The organism is Qipengyuania benthica (assembly GCF_030717865.1).
Taxonomy (GTDB): domain Bacteria; phylum Pseudomonadota; class Alphaproteobacteria; order Sphingomonadales; family Sphingomonadaceae; genus Qipengyuania; species Qipengyuania benthica.
Map to the genome: position 1 here is coordinate 355,977 of NZ_JAVAIL010000003.1, position 18,837 is coordinate 374,813.

The window sequence follows — 18,837 nt, forward strand, 5'->3', positions numbered from 1 at the left end:
CTCCGGCGATTGTCGCGGAAATGTCATGGAGAGACCAAAACTGTCACGTGGCGGGCCTAGCGGGTGATTCGCGATCAGAATTTCGCGCCTTTCCATCCGGTTTTTGAGGGGACCGCAAACCGTGAAAACAATCACTCGCTCGTTCGTAATTGGTACCTCCGCTCTCGCCTTGGCGAGCTGCGGTGCCGATGAAATCGTCTCGCCGGGAACGGGCGGGAACATCACCATCAACAATCCGCCGGCCACGCCGACGCCAACCCCCACGCCGACGCCGACGCCGACCAGTTCGCTGGTCACTGCCGCAGCCGGCTGCCCGACCATTTCCAATCCCGACCAGCTGACCGACAGCGGCACGATCAGCGGCCCCACCGGCACCTATCGCGTCTGCACCCTGCCTGCGCGCTTTACCGCTTCGACGACGCTGCCGTTCAACCAGGGCCTGCTTTACCGGATGAATGGCCGCGTGGATGTCGGGACCGACGGCGGCCCCGCCCCAGACGCCAGCGATGGCCTGAGCGACAGCAACGTCACGCTGACCTTCGAGCCGGGTGTGAGAACCTATGCCAGCGGGTCGAGCTTCCTGATGGTCAACCGCGGCAGCGACATCAGCGCCGTGGGGACCCAGTCGCGCCCGATCATCTTCACCAGCCGCGACAATGTTCAGGGCCTGAACAACGTCAACTCTTCGGGCCAGTGGGGCGGTATCGTCCTCGCCGGTCGCGCTCCCGTGACCGATTGTATCGCGCCGGGTGCCGCTGCGGGCTCGATCAATTGCGAACGTCAGGTCGAAGGCGCGGCCCAGCCGGCGCTGTTCGGCGGGACCACCACCAACGATGATTCGGGCGACCTGGCCTACGTGCAGATCCGCTATTCGGGCTTCGTCCTCTCGGGCGACAACGAATTGCAGTCGCTCACCACCGGTGGGACCGGAACCGAGACAACCTTCGATCGCGTCATGAGCTACAACAGCTCGGATGACGGCGTCGAATTCTTCGGCGGCTTCGTCAATATGAAGCGGCTGATCGTCGTCGGCGCCGAGGACGATTCGATCGACACCGACACCGGAGTGAAGGCGAACCTGCAATTCGTAATCGCCGTGCAGCGGCCCAATGTCGGCGACGGCATCATCGAAGCCGACTCGACCAACGGTCTCGAGGAGCAGCTTCCGCGCCAGAACACGCGGATCTCGAACGCGACCTTCATCGCCAACAGCGGTGCGAAGGACCATGCAATCCGCATCCGCGGCGGCACCGACTATGCGATCGTGAACTCGATCCTGGTCGATGCTTCCGCTGCCACGCCTTGCCTGCGCATCGATCAGGCGATCACGCTTCGCGGCGCGAATGCTGCCCTGGACGAGGCTGGGCCGCCGGTGTTCAACTCGTTCGTGCTCGATTGCGCCACGGATTTCCGCAACGGCTCCGGCGGCACCACGGCCGCGCAGACCCAGGCAGTCTTCGACGCGGGCTCGAACAACAATGCCAACTTCACCGACACCCTCTCGATGACCTTCGTCAACGGCGCGAACGAGAACGGGGTCCCGGTGTTCGACCCGACGGTGTTCTCGACCTTCTTCGTGGTGCCGACCAACATCGGTGCGGTCTATCCGGGCAACGAAACCTGGATCAACGGCTGGACGTGCAACTCCGCCACGGTGACATTCGATTCCGGCGTCTCCGACTGCACTTCGCTGCCGGTCTACTGATCGGACGGAACCGGGGAGTGGCCGCCGCAGGGCGGTCGCTCCCCTCTTCCAACGCAGGAGCCCTCGGTTCCTTGAAATTACGACCGCAAATGAGGGGGTCACACCACATGTCGACTGGTAAGCGGCTGGCAGGGTTGCTGCTTTTCACAACCGCGCTGTCCTTCCCGGGCCACGCCTACGCGCAAGGTACGGGCGGCCCGCCCAACACCGGCGCGGAGGGAACGACGCCCGACGAGAATGCCGACGAGGTTCTGACGGATACCGCGCAAGGCACCGCGCAGACTCAGCAACCCGACGCGCTCGAAGAACAGCAGCCCGACGTCTCCATCCCCGGCGGCGGCGGCACGATCGTCGTCACCGGGCGGCGGCGGACAGATCCCGAACGCTCCTCCACGCAGGTGGTCTCGGTCCTCAGCGCGGAAAGCATCGCGCGCACCGGCGAAGGCGACATCGCGGGGGCGCTGAGCCGGGTGACCGGCCTCTCGACCGCCGGCAACGGCCTGGTTTACGTCCGAGGGCTGGGCGATCGCTATTCGCTGGCGCTGCTCAACGGGCTTCCCCTGCCCTCGCCGCAGCCGCTCAGCCGGGTGGTGCCGCTCGACATCTTCCCGACCAGCGTCATCGCATCATCGCTGGTGCAGAAGACCTATTCCGCGAACTTCCCGGGCGAATTCGGCGGCGGCGTGATCAATCTGACCACCAAAGCCATCCCCGACGAAAGCTTTCTGGAAATCAGCGTCAGCGGAAGCGGCGACGAGCAGACCACCTTCTCCAAGGGGTATACCTACTACGGCTCGCAATACGACTGGTTCGGCTTCGACGACGGCAGCCGGGATCCCGGGCCGCAGTTGCAGGGCTTCTTGGACAGCGGCGCGCGGATCGGCGATCAGGATGTCGACACCAAGGGCATATTGCTCGAGCTCGGCAATCCCAACCGTATCCTGCTGCAAGAGAACGACATGCTCCCGATCAACATGTCCGGGGGAATTACCGCCGGCACGTCGTTCGACTTCGGAGAGACCGGTCGGTTCGGCGTCATCGCCACCGCCTCGCTCAGCAACAAATGGCGCAATCGCCGCATCATCTCGCAAAGCGCGATCAATTCCGATCTCGATCTCGACAGCGATTTCGTCGAATTCGTCACCGACAACCGGATCCTGGCCAACGCCCTGCTCGGCTTCGGCCTGGAAGTCGGCGAACATCAGTTTCGCTTCACGAATGTCTTCATCCGCGACACGCTCAAGCGTGCCTCGCTGGAATTGGGAACGGATTTCCAGAACGACGATACCGATCTGATCCAGAACACCGCGTGGTTCGAACGCCAATTGCTCGATACGCAGTTCGTCGGCGAGCTCGAATTCGGCGATCTGTCCGTCGACCTGCGCGGGGGTTACGCCCAGACGCAGCGCGAAGCGCCATTCGACTGGGAGTTCACCTACACGCGGACGAACAATCCCAACGACCGGCTAGGCGATCTCTTCCTCAACACGCTCGACCCGCAGCGCGGCGGAGCGATCGTCTCCTTCTCGGATCTCACCGAGGATCTCTATTACGGCGGGATCGACATCAGCTATCTGATGACGGACTGGCTGAGCGCGACGGTGGGCTACGCCTATACCGATACCGAGCGGTTCTCGACCCGGCGCGAATTCGATATCCGCGCCTCGACCGGCTTCCCGGATGTCCTGGGCGCCTTCCGACCCGACAATCTGCTGGGGGATTCGCTGATAGAACTCGGTTTCAGTCCGGAAGCGCAGGCCGCGGCCGGTTTCGACCCGTTCCAATTCAATATTTTCGAGACCACCCAATCCGACCCTGCCTTCGCGGCGACGCTGAAGATCCATGCCGGATACGGCAAGCTCAACATCACGGCGGCTCCCGGACTGACGCTCGACGCCGGCGTGCGCTACGAAGACGCGGTCCAGACCGTCGATCCGGTCGAAGTCTTCGCAACTCCGCTGGGTTCCGCCAGTTCGACGCTGATCGCGAACGACTATTTCCTCCCCGCGGGCACCCTGACCTATGAGATCACACCCGACCTGCAGGCCCGGATCAGCGCATCCGCAACCATCGCCCGGCCGCAGTTTCGCGAGTTGATCTTCCAGACCTATTTCGATCCCGAGACCAACCGCCAGTTCAACGGCAATCCGCGGCTGATCGACAGCGAGCTGACCAATTACGAAGCACGTCTGGAATATTACCTCGGCGGTGGCGACCGGATCAGCCTCGCCGGCTTCTACAAGGATATCGAGAATCCGATCGAGGTCTTCTCGAGCTTTTCGGACAACGACCAGATCAGCGGCTTCGCCAATGCTCCCTCGGCCACTCTCTACGGCGCCGAGCTCGAGACGCAGGTGACGTGGGACCTGTATGATTGGGGCGGGTTCTGGGAGAGCAAACAGTTCTTGATGATCGCCAATTACACCTACACCCAGTCCGAACTGAAGGTCGGACCCGACGACATCGCGCGGGTCTTCCCCTTCGCCGATCAGCCGGCGACCAACTTCTTCCGCGACGGTGTCCCGCTGACCGGTCAGTCGGACCATCTGGTCAATCTCCAGCTCGGGCTGGAAGATCAGGAGGAGCTGCAGCAGTTCACCGTTCTGCTCAGCTACGCGAGCGAGCGGGTGACCAGCCGCGGCACCGCATCGCTGCCCGACATCGTCGAGGATCCGGGCCTGCGGGTCGATCTGGTCTATCGCCAGGGGCTCGACGCCTTCGGCATTCCACTCGAGCTCAAACTGGAAGCGCGCAATCTTACCGGGCGCGACCATCTCGAGTTCCAGGACAACGGCACCAAGCGGATCGACATCAACACCTATGAGGTCGGTCGCAGCTTCGGGGTCGGGCTCTCCGCAGAGTTCTGAGCCGGGCGGGCTTCACCAGTAGAGCGAGGGCCGTCCTGCGGGGCGGCCCTTTTCTTTTGTTGCGCTGTAAGGTTCAGACCGAATCGTAGACGTAGCCGACCGAGCGGACCGTGCGCAGCGGCGGCTCGGCCCCGGCCGCTTCGAGCGCGCGGCGCAACCGCCCCACCCAGACATCCACGGTCCGTTCGTCGATCGGGTCCCCGTCCTTGCCCAGCCCGGCGATCAGCGCCTGGCGGGTCAGCACCCGGTCGGGGTTCTCGGCAAGAAACCGCAACAGCCGGAATTCATTGGGGCGCAGGCTGACCGGCTTGCCAGCCCAGCGCGCCTGCAGCGAGCCCATGTCGATCGTCAGCGGACCGAGATCGAGCACCTTGGCAAGATGGCGCTGCTCGAGCGGCGAGCGCAGCGCCAGCACCCGGTCGAGCACGCTGCGGCGATCGAGCGGGCCGATCAGATAATCGTCCGCCCCCGCCTGCAGCGCGCGGCGGCAATCCTCGGCGTCGCCGCTTTCGAGCACCATGGTCACATGGGCATCCTGCATCCGCGGATCGGCGCGCAGCCGGCGGCACATCTCGAGCCCCGCCATTGTGGGGAGCACCCAGTCGACGAAGACCCAGACCGCGCCTTCGGCCAGCCGGTCCGGCCCATCGGCTCCCAGTCGTGCGAAGACGAAGCGCGTGCCTTCGTGCTCGAATGCGTCGAGCGTTTCGCCGAGTTCGGCGGTCAGGAATATCGTGACGGTTTCCACCCCGGGCCCCTCCTTGGGAGAGCCTCCGGATTGGCTGGCTAGTGTGACCCGATTGTGACGGCAGCGCTGGCGAAATTCAAATGGCGCGGCCGACCACTTCCTTCATGATCTCGCTGGTCCCGCCATAGATGCGCTGGACGCGCGCATCGCGCCACAGCCGGGCGATCGGATACTCGTTCATATAGCCCGCGCCGCCATGCAATTGCAGCCCGGTATCGCAGCACTCCCATTGCAATTCGGTGTGCCACAGCTTGGCGGCGCTGGCCTCGTCGGTGGTGAGTTTGCCCTGCAGATGGCGGGTGATCGCCCAGTCGAGATGCGCCCAGCCGACCTGCAGCTTGGCCTTGAGATCGGCGAGGACGAATTTGGTGTTCTGGAACTCGATCACGGTGCGCCCGAAGGCCTTGCGATCCTTCACGAAGGCGACCGTCTCGTCGAAGGCGCGCTGCGCCCCCGCCTGCGCGCCGACGGCGATGGAGAGCCGTTCCTGCGGCAGCTCCTCCATCAGATGGATGAAACCGCGGCCTTCCTGCCCGAGCAGATTGTCCCTGGGCACGCGGCAATCCTGGAAGAACAGTTCGGAGGTGTCGGCCGAATGCTGGCCGATCTTGTCGAGATTGCGCCCGCGCTCGAACCCGGGGGTCCCGGCATCGACCAGGATCAGGCTGGTCCCCTTGGCGCCCTGGCTGGGATCGGTCTTGGCGACCACGATCACGCAATCGGCGTTCTGGCCGTTGGTGATGTAAGTCTTGGAGCCGTTGACCACCCAGTGGTCGCCTTCGAGCGTGGCGGTGGTGCGGATGCCCTGCAGATCGCTGCCCGCGCCCGGCTCGGTCATGGCGATGGCGGTGATCACGTCGCCCGAGACCATGCCGGGGAGATATTTGGCGCGTTGCTCGTCGGTCCCCAGCCGCTCGAAATAATTGGCGGTGATGTCGTTCTGCAGCGTGAAACCGGCCGAGCTGCCGAGATAGGCCAGTTCCTCGGTGACCACGCAGTTGAAGCCGAAATCGAGCCCCAACCCGCCGTTTTCCTCGGCGACGGTGGGGCACAGCATCCCCGCCTCGCCCAGCGCCTTCCACGCCTCGCGCCCGACGATGCCCTCTTCCTCGTGGCGATCGAGATAGGGTGTCATGTGTTCGGCGAAGACCTTGCGGACGGTGCCGCGGAAGGCTTCGTGGTCGTCGCTATAGGCGGTGCGGCTGGCGGTATCGAGCATGGGTCTGGTCCTCAGGCGTTCAGGAAGCCGGTCAGGCGCTGGCGGATGATCTGGTCGGCTTCGGCCATGATCGTGTCGATCAGATCCTTGCAGGTCGGGATGTCGTGGATCAGCCCGGCGACCATGCCGCAGGACCAGGCGCCGGCGTCCATCTCGCCCTCCATCATGATCCGCGGATAGACCCCCGCGACCTCCTCGATGATGTCCTCGAACTTGAGATCGGCGCCGAGCTTGCGCTCCTTCTCGATCAGCCGTTCGACCGCGTCGTTGGTCATCACCCGCTCGGTGTTGCGCAGCGAGCGCATCACCAGCCTTGTGTCGAGCTCGGAAGCGGCGACGATCGCCTGTTTCACATTCTCGTGCACCGGCGCTTCCTTGGTGGCGATGAAGCGGGTGCCCATGTTGATGCCTTCCGCGCCCATCGCGAGGCTGGCGACGAGGCTGCGCGCATCGGCCTGCCCGCCGCTGGCGACGAAGGGAATGTCGAGCTCGTCCGCCGCGCGCGGGAGCAGGATCATGTTGGGGATGTCGTCCTCGCCGGGATGGCCGCCGCATTCGAAGCCGTCGACACTGACCGCATCGCAGCCGATCGCCTGCGCTTTCAGGCTGTGGCGCACGCTGGTGCATTTGTGGATTACCTTGATCCCGGCATCCTTGAGATGCGGCAGCACCGCCTGCGGGTTGTTGCCCGCGGTCTCGACCACCTTCACCCCGCCTTCGATGATGACCTTGATCAAACCGGCGTAATCGGGCGAATTGACGCTGGGCAGGAAGGTCAGGTTCACGCCGAAGGGCTTGTCGGTCAGTTCGCGGCATTTCGCGATCTCGGCGGCGAGCTTCTCGGGGGTGCCCTGCGTCAGCCCGGTGATGATCCCCAGCCCGCCCGCATTGGACACCGCCGCGGCGAGCTCGGCAAAGCCGACATAATGCATGCCGCCCTGGATGATCGGATGCTCGATACCGAACATTTCGGTGATGCGGGTCTTCATGGCGGCTCTCCCTTTGTGTTTCGTTTTGCAACGCGTATCGGTCGTACGAGAGGCGCGCAAGGGAGAGATGGTGCATGGACGAGCGGGACGAGACAGGCGAGCGCACACCGGTGATCGTGGGGGTCGGGCAGGTAAACGATCGCCCCGAGCGGCCCGAGGATGGGCTCGACCCGATCGGGTTGATGGCGGAGGCCTTGCGCCGCGCGGATGGCGATGCGGGCGGAAGATTGCTGGCGGGATGCGATTCTCTGGCAGTGGTGAGCCAGCTGGCCTGGCCGCAGCTAAACCCGGTCGATGGCAAGCTCGCCGAAGCGCTCGGCATTGCGCCCGCGCAGAGCGAGCAGACCGCGATGCCCAATGGCGACAGCCCGATCCGCCTGCTGCACGAAGCGGCGAACCGCATCGGCGCGGGCGAGGCGCGGATCTGCGCGGTGGTCGGCGCGGAAGCGCTGCGGACCGCGGCGCAGCTGGCTGCGGCCAAGGCGAAGGCGGGCGAGGACAAGCCCAATGCCCTGCGCGACGCCAGCCATCGAAGGCGCGTAGGCTATGCGCAGAGCTACGGGCTGACGGTGCCGGTCGATGTCTATCCGCTCTACGAGAACGCCGGACGCGCCGCCTATGGCCAGTCACTCGCTGAGGGCCAGGCCGAGAGCGGTGCGCTGTGGGCGGGGATGAGCGAAATCGCCGCGCAATGCGACCATGCCTGGATCCGCGATGCGGTTGCGGCGGAAGACATCGTAACGCCGTCCGAGCGCAACCGCCCACTCGCATTCCCCTACACCAAGCTTCAGGTGGCTAATTCCTCTGTCAATCAAGGGGCCGGATTTCTGGTCACCAGCCTGGCCGAAGCGCGGCGGCGCGGGATCCCCGAGGAGCGGCTGATCCATATCGGCTATGGCGCCGCGGCGCATGAGAATGGCGATTTCCTCCAGCGCGACAGCTACGCCGGCTCGCCCGGTCTGACCGTGTCGATCGCGCGGACGCTCGAACTCAACGGCGTGACTGCGGCCGATCTCGACCATGTCGAGCTCTACAGCTGCTTCCCCTGCGTCCCGAAAATGGCGCGCCGCGTGCTCGACTGGCCGCTGGACAGGCCGATCACGCGGTTCGGCGGACTGACCTTCGGCGGCGGACCGATCGGCAATTACATGAGCCATGCTGTGGCCTGCATGGTCGAGACCTTGCGCGAGACCGGCGGGCGTGGCCTGCTGTTCGCCAATGGCGGCTATGCCACGCACAACCACACGATCCTGCTCTCCGCCGAACCGACCGAGGCGCAATTCCCGCAGGACTTCGACTATCAGGCCGAGGCCGACGCCTTGCGCGGAGAAATCCCTCCGCTCGACGAGGCCTATTGCGGGCCGGCCGCAATAGAGACCTACACGGTGCACTATGCCCGCGACGGTGCGCCAAGGCTCGGAACCGTCGTGGCGCGGACACCCGCAGGGACGCGGACTTTGGCGAGCGTTCCGCCCGAGGACAAGGCGACGCTCGACCTTCTGACCAGCGGGGCACACGAGCCGGTGGGCAGCGCGGGTACGATCCTCGCCGGCGAGACCGGGGACGATCTGCGCCGTTGGGTGCCCGACGCCGCCTAGAGCACTTCTCCTCCCCCTCGAGGGGGAGGCCCACCCCCGGCCCCTCCCCAACGGGAGGGGAGAGAATGGCAGCGCTCTAGCTAAGCGTCACAGGTCGGTGAACTTGGCCGCGCGCTTCTGCATGCCCGCCATCACCGCCTCGACCTGGTTGGGCCTGCGGATGACCGAAGCCTGCTCCTCGCTCTCGGCGAGCAGGATGCTTTCGGTATCGCCCTCAAGCATCGTGTCCATCAGACGCTTGGCGGCGCGGATCGCCTCGGGGTTGCGGCTGGCGATGGTATCGGCGATTGCCTGCGCCCTCGTCAGCGGATCCTCATCGACGAATGTCGCCAGTCCGTATTGCACCGCCTCTTCGCCCGTGAATTCGCGGTTGGTGTAGACCAGCTCGCGCAGCACGTCGTCTCGCACCAGCCCGCGCCACAGCGCATAGCCGCCCATATCGGGCACCAGCCCCCATTTCATCTCCATGATCGCCATCCGCGTTTGCGGGTGGACCACGCGGATATCCGCGCCGCTGGCGATCTGCAGCCCGCCGCCGAAACACACGCCGTGCACCGCCGCGATCACCGGGACCGGGCATTTGCGCCAGGTCATGGCGACTTCCTGGAACTTGTTGGCATTGCCATGGGTGCGCTCGGTGATCGGCGCGGCATCGCCCGAGGGCGCGGCGGTGAAGCTCGCCATGTCGAGACCGGCGCAGAAGGCGCGCCCCTCGCCCGACAGCACCACCGCACGCAGGCCAGAAAGCGTCCGCACATGCTCCCCCGCAGCGATGATCGCGTCGAACATCGCCGGGTCGAGCGCGTTCATCTTGTCGCCGCGGGTCAGGCGGACATGCGCGACGCCATTGTCGGCGAGCTCGAAGGATACGCGATCATTGGGCTGCATGGGATGGTTCTCCTGAAGACTGCGCCGAGGACGGTGCGCGAGCGATGCGGCCCTGTCCACACCCTTCGGGTCTGGCCGAAGCGATCAACCGCCGCTCTTCGCGAGGAAGCGCTTGATGTTGCGCGCGGCCTGGCGGATGCGCTGCTCGTTCTCGACCATGGCGATACGGACATAGCCCTCGCCTTCCTCGCCGTAGCCGACCCCCGCGGCGACCGCGACATCGGCTTCCTCGATCAGCCGCTTGGAGAATTCGAGACTGCCCATGCTTTCGAACCCCTTGGGCAGCTTGGCCCAGGCGAACATCGAGGCGGCGGGAGGGGGGATCTCCCACCCCGCCCGGCCGAAGGATTCGACCAGCACGTCGCGCCGCTTCTGGTACAATTGGCGGTTGGACTCGATGATGTCCTGCGGGCCGTTGAGCGCGGCGCAGGCGGCGGCCTGGATCGGGGTGAAGGCGCCGTAGTCGAGATAGCTCTTCACCCGCGTCAGCGCCGCGATCAGCTCGCGATTACCCACCGCGAAGCCCATCCGCCAGCCGGCCATCGAGTATGTCTTCGACATCGAGGTGAACTCGACCGCGACCTCCTTGGCGCCCTCGGCCTGCATGATCGAGGGCGTCGGCACACCGTCGAAATAGAGTTCGGAATAGGCCAGGTCCGAGATCACCCAGACCCCGTTCTCGCGCGCCCAATCGACCACCCGCTGGTAGAATTCGAGATCGACGACTTCGGCGGTGGGGTTGGAGGGGTAGTTCACCACCAGCATGGTCGGGCGCGGAACGGTGTATTGCATCGCCCGGTCGAGTTCTCGCCAATATTCCTCGCCGGGCGTGGTCGGGACCGAACGGATCGTCGCTCCGGCAATGATAAAGCCGAAGGTGTGGATCGGGTAGGAAGGGCTCGGCGCCAGCACCACATCGCCCGGAGCGGTGATCGCGGTAGCGAAGCTGGCGAGCCCTTCCTTCGAGCCCATCGTCACCACGATCTCGCTTTGCGGATCGAGTTCGACCCCGAAGCGGCGCTGGTAGTAGCTGGCCTGCGCGCGGCGCAGCCCCGGAATGCCCTTGGACTGCGAATAGCCATGCGCATTGGGCTTGCGCGCGACCTCGCACAATTTGTCGATCACGTGCGGCGGCGGCGGCTGGTCGGGATTGCCCATCCCAAGATCGATGATGTCGCGCCCCGCCTGCCGCGCGGCATGCCGCATGGCGTTGACCTCCGCGATCACATAGGGCGGCAGGCGTTTGATGCGGTAAAAGTCTTCGGACATGTGGGTTCCCGGGACACGAATGGCGCTTGTCACATTGATTACCTATTCATGGCGCAGGCGCAAAGACAGTCGCTATAGCGGATGCGCGGATAATCTAGGCTGCCACGAAGGCATGCTTGCGCGGGAGGGAATTGGGAATGATCGACAAGGCGGAGACCGACAGGCCGGCGGCGGACGAACCGGTCGACGAAACGCGAGCCGACCCCTTCGCGCACGCACTCGAAGGACAGGCTCGGCTGGTGCAGGCGATGTTCGCCCCGCTGGCGAGCGGCTTGGGTGATCGGCAGGTCACGCCGGAGGACGCGCAACATTGGGCGGAGGTCGGGCAGAAGCTGCAGGCAATGTGGCTGCAGTACCAGACCGAGCGTTTGTCCGACCCGCAGGCGATGCTGCCCTATCTCGATCCCTCGCGCTGGATGACGCTGGCGCAAGGCTGGTTCCGGCAGATGCCGCTGGCGCATGTCGAGCAGCAGAAGGCGCTGTGGGACGAGGGCTTCCGGCTTTGGGAAGACGTGCTGGGACAATATGGCATCGGCCCCAAGGCGGATGAGGCGACCGAAGGCGATCCGCAACTCCCGCGCAAGGATCGCCGCTTCGCCGACGAGAGATGGCGCGCGCATCCGGCCTTCGCGCTGTTGCATCAGACCTATCTGTTCCTCGCCGAACGCGTCGGCGAGATGGTCGACCGTATCGAGGGCCTGCCCGCCGACAAGCGCGAGCAATTGCGCTTCACCACCAGGGCGATCACCGAAGCCGCCAGCCCGGCGAATTTCCCGCTGACCAATCCGGTGGTGCTCGAGCGCACGCTGGAGACGCGCGGTGACAATCTGGTCAAGGGGATGGAGCATCTGCTGGCGGATCTGCGCCGCGGACAGCTCAGCCACACCGATTCCAAGGCCTTCAAACTGGGCGAGAACATCGCGGTGACTCCCGGCAAGGTGGTCCATGAGACCCCGCTCTACCAGTTGATCCAGTACAGCCCGACCACCGAGAAGGTGCTCGCCACCCCGCTGATCATCTTCCCGCCGTGGATCAATCGCTTCTACATCCTCGACCTCAACGAGAAGAAGAGCTTCGTGCGCTGGGCGGTGGCGCAGGGTCTCACCGTGTTCATGGTCAGCTGGAAATCGGCCGACGCCAGCATGAAGGATGTGGTGTGGGACGACTATGTTCGTGCCCAGATCGACGCGATCGATCATGTCCGCGAGCGCCTCGATGTGCCCAGCGTCAACGCGATCGGCTATTGCGTCGCGGGCACGACGCTGGCGGCGACGCTGGCGGTGCTTCACCGGCGCGGCGAGCAGGAGAGGGTCAAAAGCGCGACCTTCTTCACCGCGCAGGTCGATTTCGAGAAGGCCGGCGAACTGCTCAACCTCGTCGACGATCAGCAGATGGCGGCGATCGAGGCGCTGGCGCCCGAAGGCTATCTCGATGGCCGCTACATGGCCGCGGCATTCAACATGCTGCGCGGCACCGATCTGATCTGGAACTATGTGGTCAACAATTACATGCTGGGCGAGGACTATCCCGCCTTCGACCTGCTCCACTGGAACGGCGACGTCACCAATCTGCCGGCGAAATGGCACCAGCAGTATCTGCGCGATCTCTACCGCGACAACCGGCTGGTGCAAAAGGACGAACTCAGCGTCGATGGCACGCCGATCGATCTCGACCTGATCCGCACTCCTACCTTTATCCAGGCCGGGCGCGAGGATCACATCGCTCCCGCCGAAAGCGTATGGCGGTTGACCGAGCACCTGAGCGGGCCGGTTCGCTTCGTGCTCGCCGGCTCGGGGCATATCGCCGGCGTGGTCAACCCGCCCGAGGCAAACAAATACCAGTACTGGATCAACGAGGCCGAGGTAGGCAGCCTCGAAGAGTTCACGCAAGGCGCGATCGAACACCCCGGTAGCTGGTGGCCGGACTGGATCGAATGGCTGCGCGCGCAGGACGGCGAGACGGTCCCGGCCAAGGGGAAGCGCAAGCCCGGCTCGCGTGGCGACATGGTGATCGAGGACGCACCGGGACGTTACGTCATGGCCCGCTAGCCAGCAATGGTGCAGTGCACAAAACCCTTGACTTCGCAATTGCAGCATCCTATTTGTGCATTGCAGCAAGAAGCGAGGAATGCATGGCCGAGACGCAACCGAAGGTAACGACCAGCGGGTCCGCTCGGGACGCCGGTGTCGACCTCAAGGCCGTTGAAAAAGCGGTCGCAGATGCTCCTGCCGCTGTCGAACCGGTTGCGGTCGCCAAAGCCGTCTCGCGCACGAAGAAGCCCATCTCGAAGACCAGCGCGGGCAAGAAAAAGGCTCGCGTCGGAAAGCCTACCCCGATCACCAAACCCAAGGATACCGTCATGGCCACTGCCAACCCCACCACCGATTTCGCCGCCACAGCCAAGGACGCCGCTGCCGAAATGCAGAACCGTGCCAAGGCCGCAGTCGAAAAGGGCGCCGTGCTGACCGGCGAGATCACCGAATTCCACAAGGGCAATCTCGAAGCGCTCGTCGAAACCGGCAAGCTGCTCGCCAGCGGCATGCAGGACATGGGACGCACCTATATGGAAGACGCCCGCACCGCTGCCGACACGGTGACCGAGGACGTCAAGAAGATGGCCGCGATCAAATCGCCCACCGAACTGTTCCAGCTGCAGGGCGAGATCGCCCGCCGCAATTTCGACGCCGCCGTCGCGCAGACCTCGAAGAGCACCGAAGCCATGATGAAGCTCGTCACCGAGGCTTTCGCACCGCTTTCCAACCGCGCCAGCGTCGCGGCCGAGAAGGTTTCGAACGCCGCCTGAATCGGCCCGTGCCGACTCCGGGCCGGTAACGATTTCCGTCGCCGGGCGTCTCTCTCCTCTCTCTCCCGCGCCCGGAGACAAACGACAACGGGTCGGATGGTGTGCATGCCGTCCGGCCCGTTTTCTCGTTCGTGGCCCCGCCCTCACCCACCGTCCCGCACGCGGACCGCCCGGCGAACGGCCTATTTTGTCATGAAACCGCCCTGATCTGCGCGCCATGGGTTGCGAAGCGACGCGGCCATACGATATTGCAGGCTCAATGCTCCGACTGATCGCCGCCTCCCACAGCCAATCGCCCTTCCCCGCGCACGCCGCGGACGAGGGCACGGGCGATAACGACGCCGATACGGAGCGCCGGATCGGTGTAGCCACCAAGACCCGCGCCAAGCCGAAGAAGCCGAGCCAGTACAAGGTGCTGCTGCTCAACGACGACTACACTCCGATGGAATTCGTGGTGATCGTCCTCAAGCGGTTCTTCCGGATGGACATGGAAGAAGCGACACGGGTGATGCTCCACGTTCACCAGCGGGGCGTCGGCGTATGCGGAATCTTCCCCTATGAGGTCGCCGAGACCAAGGTGAACCAGGTGATGGATTTCGCGCGGCAGAATCAGCATCCGCTGCAATGCACGCTCGAGAAGGCGTGAAGCGCAGCTTCGGGGCATGACCCGAAGACATTTCCGCGCTAGAGGCGGGCAACCCCCGAGCCCTCCACCACCGATCAGTCACGGCGCGCCTTGTTGAAATTCATCCCCAGCATCGATCGCTATATCTTCCGGCTCGTGATCGTGCCGATGCTGGGCGTGTTCGCGCTCGCCGCGTCGCTGCTGATGCTCGACAAGATGCTGCGGCTGTTCGACTTCGTCGCAGTCGAAGGCGGTCCGATCGGAGTCGTTTTCAAGATGCTGGCTACGCTGCTGCCGGAATACGCCAGCCTCGCCATCCCGCTCGGTCTGCTGCTCGGAATCCTGTTCGCCTTCCGCAAGCTCGCGACCTCGAGCGAGCTCGACGTGATGCGCGCGGTGGGTCAGAGCTACGGACGTCTGCTGCGCGTGCCCTACATCATCACCTTCGTGCTGATGGCGGTGAACATCGCGCTGGTGTTCTACATCCAGCCGATCAGCCGCTACACCTACGAGCAACTCGAGTACGAACTGCGATCGGGCGCGCTGGGCGCCTCGATCAAGGTCGGCGAGTTCACCTCGCTGGCCGATCGCATGGCGCTGCGGATCGAGGAGAGCGAGGACGATGGGCGGCAGCTGAAGGGCATTTTCGCGCGGGTCGCCAACGACAAGGGTCAGGTCCTGTCGATCTCGGCGCGCGAGGGCGCCTTCCTCGCCACCACCGACAGTCCCGACACGATCATCCTGCGGCTGCTCGACGGCACTATCGTCCAGGACACCGGCAGCCAGACACCCCGCGTGCTCACCTTCACGCGCCACGACTTGCCCATCGACCTTCCGCAAATGGAGGAGTTCCGCAATCGCGGCGACGCGGAGCGCGAGTATATCCTTCCCGAGCTGCTCAGTATCGGCTGGAGCGCCGAGGAGCCCGAAACCAGGCGCGACGCGAGCCAGGCCAGTTTCAATTTCCGTATGGTCGAGGTGGTAATGATGCTGCTGATGCCGCTGCTGGCGGTGGCGCTCGCCATCCCGCCCAAGCGCTCGACCAGCGCGCTCGGCGTTTTCGTCTCGATCGTGATGGTCGTCGCCTATCACAAGGTGAACGAATACGGCGAAGACATCGCGGCGCTGGGAAGGCTGGATCCGTTCCTTGCGCTGTGGGGCCCCTTTGTGATCTTCGCAGTACTGATTGGCTGGATGTATTATCGCGTCGCCTTCGTCCCCGGGGGGCAGGCCATCGGCGCGCTCGAGGCCGGGTTTGCGAAGAGCGCGAAATGGATCGGCCGACTGTTCGGCAGGGGCCGCCGCAAAGCGCGGGATGGCCATCTCGCTCCCGCCGAGTAGGACGGACGCATGCAACTCGATTTCTTCCCGTCGCGGACGCTGACCGTCTATCTCGCCAAGATGTTCATCACCCGTATCCTGGCGGTGCTGGTGATGCTCCTGCTGGTGCTGATGATGCTCGACCTGCTGTCGACCAGCGGCGAAATCCTCGCGGTGGAAGGCAATGGCCAGGGCGAGCTGCTCACCTATGTCAGCCTGCGCATCCCGCAGCTGGTCGCGCGTTTCCTGCCCTATTCGGTGCTGCTGGCGACGCTGATCACGCTCGTGGGGCTCAACCAGAACAGCGAAGTCGTGGCGATGAAGGCGGCGGGGCTGTCGGCGCACCAGGTACTCGCGCCGTTGCTTCTGACCGCGGCGCTGGTGGCGGTGATCAGCTTCACCTTCAACGAACGCGTCGTCACTCGCGCCACCGAAACGCTCAAGGCATGGGAGGCAACCGAATTCGGCGCACTTCCCCCAGAATCCGCCACCAGGGCGAACATCTATCTGACCGACGGGCAGAACGTCCTCTCCGCCGCCTCGATCAGCGGCAGCGGGGATGACCTCGTGATGGCCGGGGTGACCTGGTATCGCCGCAGCCCGGAGGGCATGATCGTCGAGCAGGTGCGGGCGCCGCGCGCGACCTATGCCGAACCCGGTTGGACGCTGGAGCAGGCGACGCGTTTCGAAGTGGCCAATGCCGGTTCGGAAAAGATCGAAAGGCTGGTCGTTGGCGACCAGATCACGCCGTCGCAGATCGATTTCGCCGCTGTCGATCCGGATACGCTGCCGTTCTGGGAATTGTCGGATTCGATCGCGCGCTACGAGGAAGTCGGGCGTCGCACGACGGAGTTGCGCGCGAAATGGTGGCACAAGTTGTCCGGCCCCCTGTCCTCGGTGCTGATGCCGCTATTGGGATCGATTGCGGCCTTCGGTCTGGCGCGTTCGGGGCAGCTGTTTCTGCGGGCGGTCATCGGCATGGCGCTGGGCTTCGCCTATTTCGTGGTCGACAACGCCGCGCTCGCCATGGGCAATTTCGGCGGATATCCGCCGTTTCTCGCCGCTTGGGCGCCTTTCCTGCTGTTCTTTCTGGTCGGAGAAACGGTGCTGGTGCGCACCGAGGAATGAGCGACTGGTCGATCCGACTGGCCAAGCTTGACGACGCCGAGGCGCTCCCGCTGATCGAGCGCAGCGCCGCAGCATTGTGGAGAGCCTACCCAAGGGTCGAAGGAATCGAACCCGATCGAACGCTCAGCAGCGAGCGACCGCACCCTGATCGCCAAGGGACGCAGCCTCGTCGCCACGGCCGGTGATCGCGTCGTGGGCTTTCTCGTCGGCGAACCCTACGGGCGCGAACTGCATATCCGCGAGATGGACGTGGCAAGCCAATGGCAACGTCAGGGCATCGGATCCATCATGATGCGGGCATGTGGAATCGATGCCGGCAATGCAGGTTTCGCAGCGCTGACGCTGACCACCTTTCGCCACGTTCCGTGGAACGCGCCGCTGTACTCCCGGCTCGGCTTCGTCGAAGTGGATCCCGAAGGGCATCCCCGGCTCGCTGCCGAACTGGAACGCGAAGCCGGGGCCGGACTGCAGCGCGAACAGCGCCTCGCCATGATCCGCTTCCTCGGCTGAAACGCGGACCTTGCCTCAGCGCGGGCGCATCGTGCTGCGCGCGATCCGCCCGACCAGCACCGCCATCCCCTTGTGGTTGGCGCCGTCATAGGTCGAGCCCTCGCCCAGATTGTCGCGCAGGCGGCGATGCGCCTCCGGCAGCGAGTGATAGGGCATCGAGGGCATCAGGTGATGCAACGCGTGATAACGCAGGCCCACCGGCGCCCAGATTTCGGCGATCGCACCCGGCGGCGGGACATTGACGGAATCCAGGAATTGCGCGGTAACCGTCATCGGTTCGCCCTCGTTCTCCCACAGATGCGCGACCAGAGTGCGCAGCTGATTGAGCACTGCGGTGACAGAGACCACCGCCAGCGCGATCAGCAGCGGCCGCCAGCCCAGCGCGAAGACGCTGCCGATCAGCAGCCACGACCACAGGAAACCGCCCGCTTCCTGGCGCAGCACCCGCGGGCGCAGTTCGCCCTCGGGCGGACGGCGGCGGAACCGCGGGTTGATCGAGAGCGCGGAGAAGCGCTGCCAGGTGAGTCGGCGGATCGCCGGCACCAGCGCCCCCAGAGGCACCAGCACCGCGAAACGGAACAGCAGTGCCACCGGCGCCAGCAGCGCGATCAGCACGAACAGCGGCAGCGACCACGGCTTCATCAGCGCCAGCGGGAGATATTCGGGATCCTCGACGGTACCGTACTGGGTGCGTTTGTGGTGCAGGGTGTGGACGCCTTCATACATGAAGGAGGGTGTCAGCAGCGGGATCCCGACCAGCAGGTTCCAGGCGGTGCGGAAGCCGGGCAGCGCATCGCGGTGAATATGCGACAATTCGTGGATGAACAGCAGCGCGCGATACAGCGCCAGAGCGGCCAGCAGCGCGAGCGCAACCGCCACAAGCGGGCTGCCGGCCATGATCGCCCCCGCCAGCGCGGCATAGCCGACGCCGGCCGAAAGCAGCATGTCGCTCCAGTAGATCGCGGGTCGCGCCTCGGCGATATCCTTGGTCAGATCGCGCGCCGCGCGCAGCATCGTCTTGTCGTCGGCGATCGGCACGCGCACCCGCTGCGCCGCTGGTGCGGTTGCGCCGATGTCGGCCTGGCCGATGTCGGCTTCGAGGGTCTGTTGCATGGTCATAATCGGCCTATCCGGAGCGGCAGCTTACCGCATTTCGACCGCACGAAAC

Annotated in this window: 15 protein-coding genes; 9 read left to right on the top strand and 6 right to left on the bottom strand. The window is 64.9% G+C overall.

Going from position 1 to position 18,837, the window contains the following annotated elements; genetic code table 11:
* Positions 1-121: 121 nt before the first annotated feature.
* A complete protein-coding gene (locus Q9K01_RS10650; protein WP_305930230.1) occupies positions 122-1,705 on the top strand; it encodes a hypothetical protein in 1,584 nt (527 codons plus the stop codon).
* A gap of 107 nt (positions 1,706-1,812) precedes the next feature.
* Positions 1,813-4,572 carry a TonB-dependent receptor domain-containing protein gene (locus Q9K01_RS10655; RefSeq protein WP_305930231.1) on the top strand — a complete coding sequence of 920 codons (2,760 nt, stop codon included), beginning with the start codon at positions 1,813-1,815 and terminating at the stop codon, positions 4,570-4,572.
* A gap of 73 nt (positions 4,573-4,645) precedes the next feature.
* Here the strand turns inward: Q9K01_RS10655 and Q9K01_RS10660 are convergent, their stop codons facing one another.
* From Q9K01_RS10660 to Q9K01_RS10670, 3 genes are all read right to left on the bottom strand, one after another.
* A complete protein-coding gene (locus Q9K01_RS10660) occupies positions 4,646-5,320 on the bottom strand; it encodes a response regulator transcription factor (RefSeq protein WP_305930232.1) in 675 nt (224 codons plus the stop codon).
* Positions 5,321-5,396: 76 nt separating this feature from the next.
* On the bottom strand, positions 5,397-6,539 hold the full coding sequence (locus tag Q9K01_RS10665; RefSeq protein WP_305930233.1) for an acyl-CoA dehydrogenase family protein: 1,143 nt from the start codon (positions 6,537-6,539) through the stop codon (positions 5,397-5,399).
* 11 nt (positions 6,540-6,550) lie between these two features.
* Positions 6,551-7,528 carry an NAD(P)H-dependent flavin oxidoreductase gene (locus tag Q9K01_RS10670; RefSeq protein WP_305930234.1) on the bottom strand — a complete coding sequence of 326 codons (978 nt, stop codon included), beginning with the start codon at positions 7,526-7,528 and terminating at the stop codon, positions 6,551-6,553.
* A 74-nt stretch (positions 7,529-7,602) separates the two neighbouring features.
* Between Q9K01_RS10670 and Q9K01_RS10675 the strand changes: the two genes are divergently transcribed.
* On the top strand, positions 7,603-9,126 hold the full coding sequence (locus Q9K01_RS10675; RefSeq protein WP_305930235.1) for an acetyl-CoA acetyltransferase: 1,524 nt from the start codon (positions 7,603-7,605) through the stop codon (positions 9,124-9,126).
* 87 nt (positions 9,127-9,213) lie between these two features.
* On the opposite strand, the gene Q9K01_RS10680 is transcribed toward Q9K01_RS10675, so the two are convergent.
* Together Q9K01_RS10680 and Q9K01_RS10685 are read right to left on the bottom strand one after the other, a co-directional pair.
* Positions 9,214-10,014, bottom strand: a complete 801-nt coding sequence (locus tag Q9K01_RS10680) for a crotonase/enoyl-CoA hydratase family protein (protein ID WP_305930236.1) — start codon at positions 10,012-10,014, stop codon at positions 9,214-9,216.
* A gap of 84 nt (positions 10,015-10,098) precedes the next feature.
* Positions 10,099-11,283 (bottom strand): LL-diaminopimelate aminotransferase, encoded by a 1,185-nt coding sequence (locus Q9K01_RS10685; RefSeq protein WP_305930237.1) that lies wholly within the window; start codon positions 11,281-11,283, stop codon positions 10,099-10,101.
* 137 nt (positions 11,284-11,420) lie between these two features.
* On the opposite strand from Q9K01_RS10685, the gene Q9K01_RS10690 reads away from it, so the two are divergent.
* The 6 genes from Q9K01_RS10690 to Q9K01_RS10715 all read left to right on the top strand — a co-directional run bounded on the left by Q9K01_RS10690 (position 11,421) and on the right by Q9K01_RS10715 (position 17,669).
* Positions 11,421-13,331 carry a PHA/PHB synthase family protein gene (locus tag Q9K01_RS10690; RefSeq protein WP_305930238.1) on the top strand — a complete coding sequence of 637 codons (1,911 nt, stop codon included), beginning with the start codon at positions 11,421-11,423 and terminating at the stop codon, positions 13,329-13,331.
* Positions 13,332-13,414: 83 nt separating this feature from the next.
* Positions 13,415-14,086 carry a phasin family protein gene (locus Q9K01_RS10695; RefSeq protein ID WP_305930239.1) on the top strand — a complete coding sequence of 224 codons (672 nt, stop codon included), beginning with the start codon at positions 13,415-13,417 and terminating at the stop codon, positions 14,084-14,086.
* A gap of 259 nt (positions 14,087-14,345) precedes the next feature.
* Positions 14,346-14,732 carry an ATP-dependent Clp protease adapter ClpS gene (gene clpS, locus Q9K01_RS10700; protein ID WP_305930240.1) on the top strand — a complete coding sequence of 129 codons (387 nt, stop codon included), beginning with the start codon at positions 14,346-14,348 and terminating at the stop codon, positions 14,730-14,732.
* A gap of 93 nt (positions 14,733-14,825) precedes the next feature.
* The gene (locus tag Q9K01_RS10705; protein ID WP_305930241.1) at positions 14,826-16,052 is read left to right on the top strand and encodes an LptF/LptG family permease; all 1,227 of its coding nucleotides are present in this window, start codon (positions 14,826-14,828) and stop codon (positions 16,050-16,052) included.
* A 9-nt stretch (positions 16,053-16,061) separates the two neighbouring features.
* Positions 16,062-17,159 (top strand): LPS export ABC transporter permease LptG, encoded by a 1,098-nt coding sequence (lptG, locus tag Q9K01_RS10710; protein WP_305930242.1) that lies wholly within the window; start codon positions 16,062-16,064, stop codon positions 17,157-17,159.
* Between the two features lie 192 nt (positions 17,160-17,351).
* Complete coding sequence (locus tag Q9K01_RS10715; protein WP_305930243.1) at positions 17,352-17,669, top strand: GNAT family N-acetyltransferase; 318 nt, start codon at positions 17,352-17,354, stop codon at positions 17,667-17,669.
* Positions 17,670-17,684: 15 nt separating this feature from the next.
* Here the strand turns inward: Q9K01_RS10715 and Q9K01_RS10720 are convergent, their stop codons facing one another.
* A complete protein-coding gene (locus tag Q9K01_RS10720; RefSeq protein WP_422785307.1) occupies positions 17,685-18,788 on the bottom strand; it encodes a fatty acid desaturase family protein in 1,104 nt (367 codons plus the stop codon).
* Positions 18,789-18,837: the final 49 nt, after the last annotated feature.

Coding starts and splice junctions, on each gene's coding strand:
- Q9K01_RS10720 (WP_422785307.1), bottom strand. CDS start 18,788: ATGACCATGCAACAGACCCTCGAAGCCGACATCGGCCAGGCCGACATC.
- Q9K01_RS10665 (WP_305930233.1), bottom strand. CDS start 6,539: ATGCTCGATACCGCCAGCCGCACCGCCTATAGCGACGACCACGAAGCC.
- lptG (WP_305930242.1), top strand. CDS start 16,062: ATGCAACTCGATTTCTTCCCGTCGCGGACGCTGACCGTCTATCTCGCC.
- Q9K01_RS10690 (WP_305930238.1), top strand. CDS start 11,421: ATGATCGACAAGGCGGAGACCGACAGGCCGGCGGCGGACGAACCGGTC.
- Q9K01_RS10695 (WP_305930239.1), top strand. CDS start 13,415: ATGGCCGAGACGCAACCGAAGGTAACGACCAGCGGGTCCGCTCGGGAC.
- Q9K01_RS10670 (WP_305930234.1), bottom strand. CDS start 7,528: ATGAAGACCCGCATCACCGAAATGTTCGGTATCGAGCATCCGATCATC.
- Q9K01_RS10685 (WP_305930237.1), bottom strand. CDS start 11,283: ATGTCCGAAGACTTTTACCGCATCAAACGCCTGCCGCCCTATGTGATC.
- clpS (WP_305930240.1), top strand. CDS start 14,346: ATGCTCCGACTGATCGCCGCCTCCCACAGCCAATCGCCCTTCCCCGCG.
- Q9K01_RS10680 (WP_305930236.1), bottom strand. CDS start 10,014: ATGCAGCCCAATGATCGCGTATCCTTCGAGCTCGCCGACAATGGCGTC.
- Q9K01_RS10675 (WP_305930235.1), top strand. CDS start 7,603: ATGGACGAGCGGGACGAGACAGGCGAGCGCACACCGGTGATCGTGGGG.
- Q9K01_RS10655 (WP_305930231.1), top strand. CDS start 1,813: ATGTCGACTGGTAAGCGGCTGGCAGGGTTGCTGCTTTTCACAACCGCG.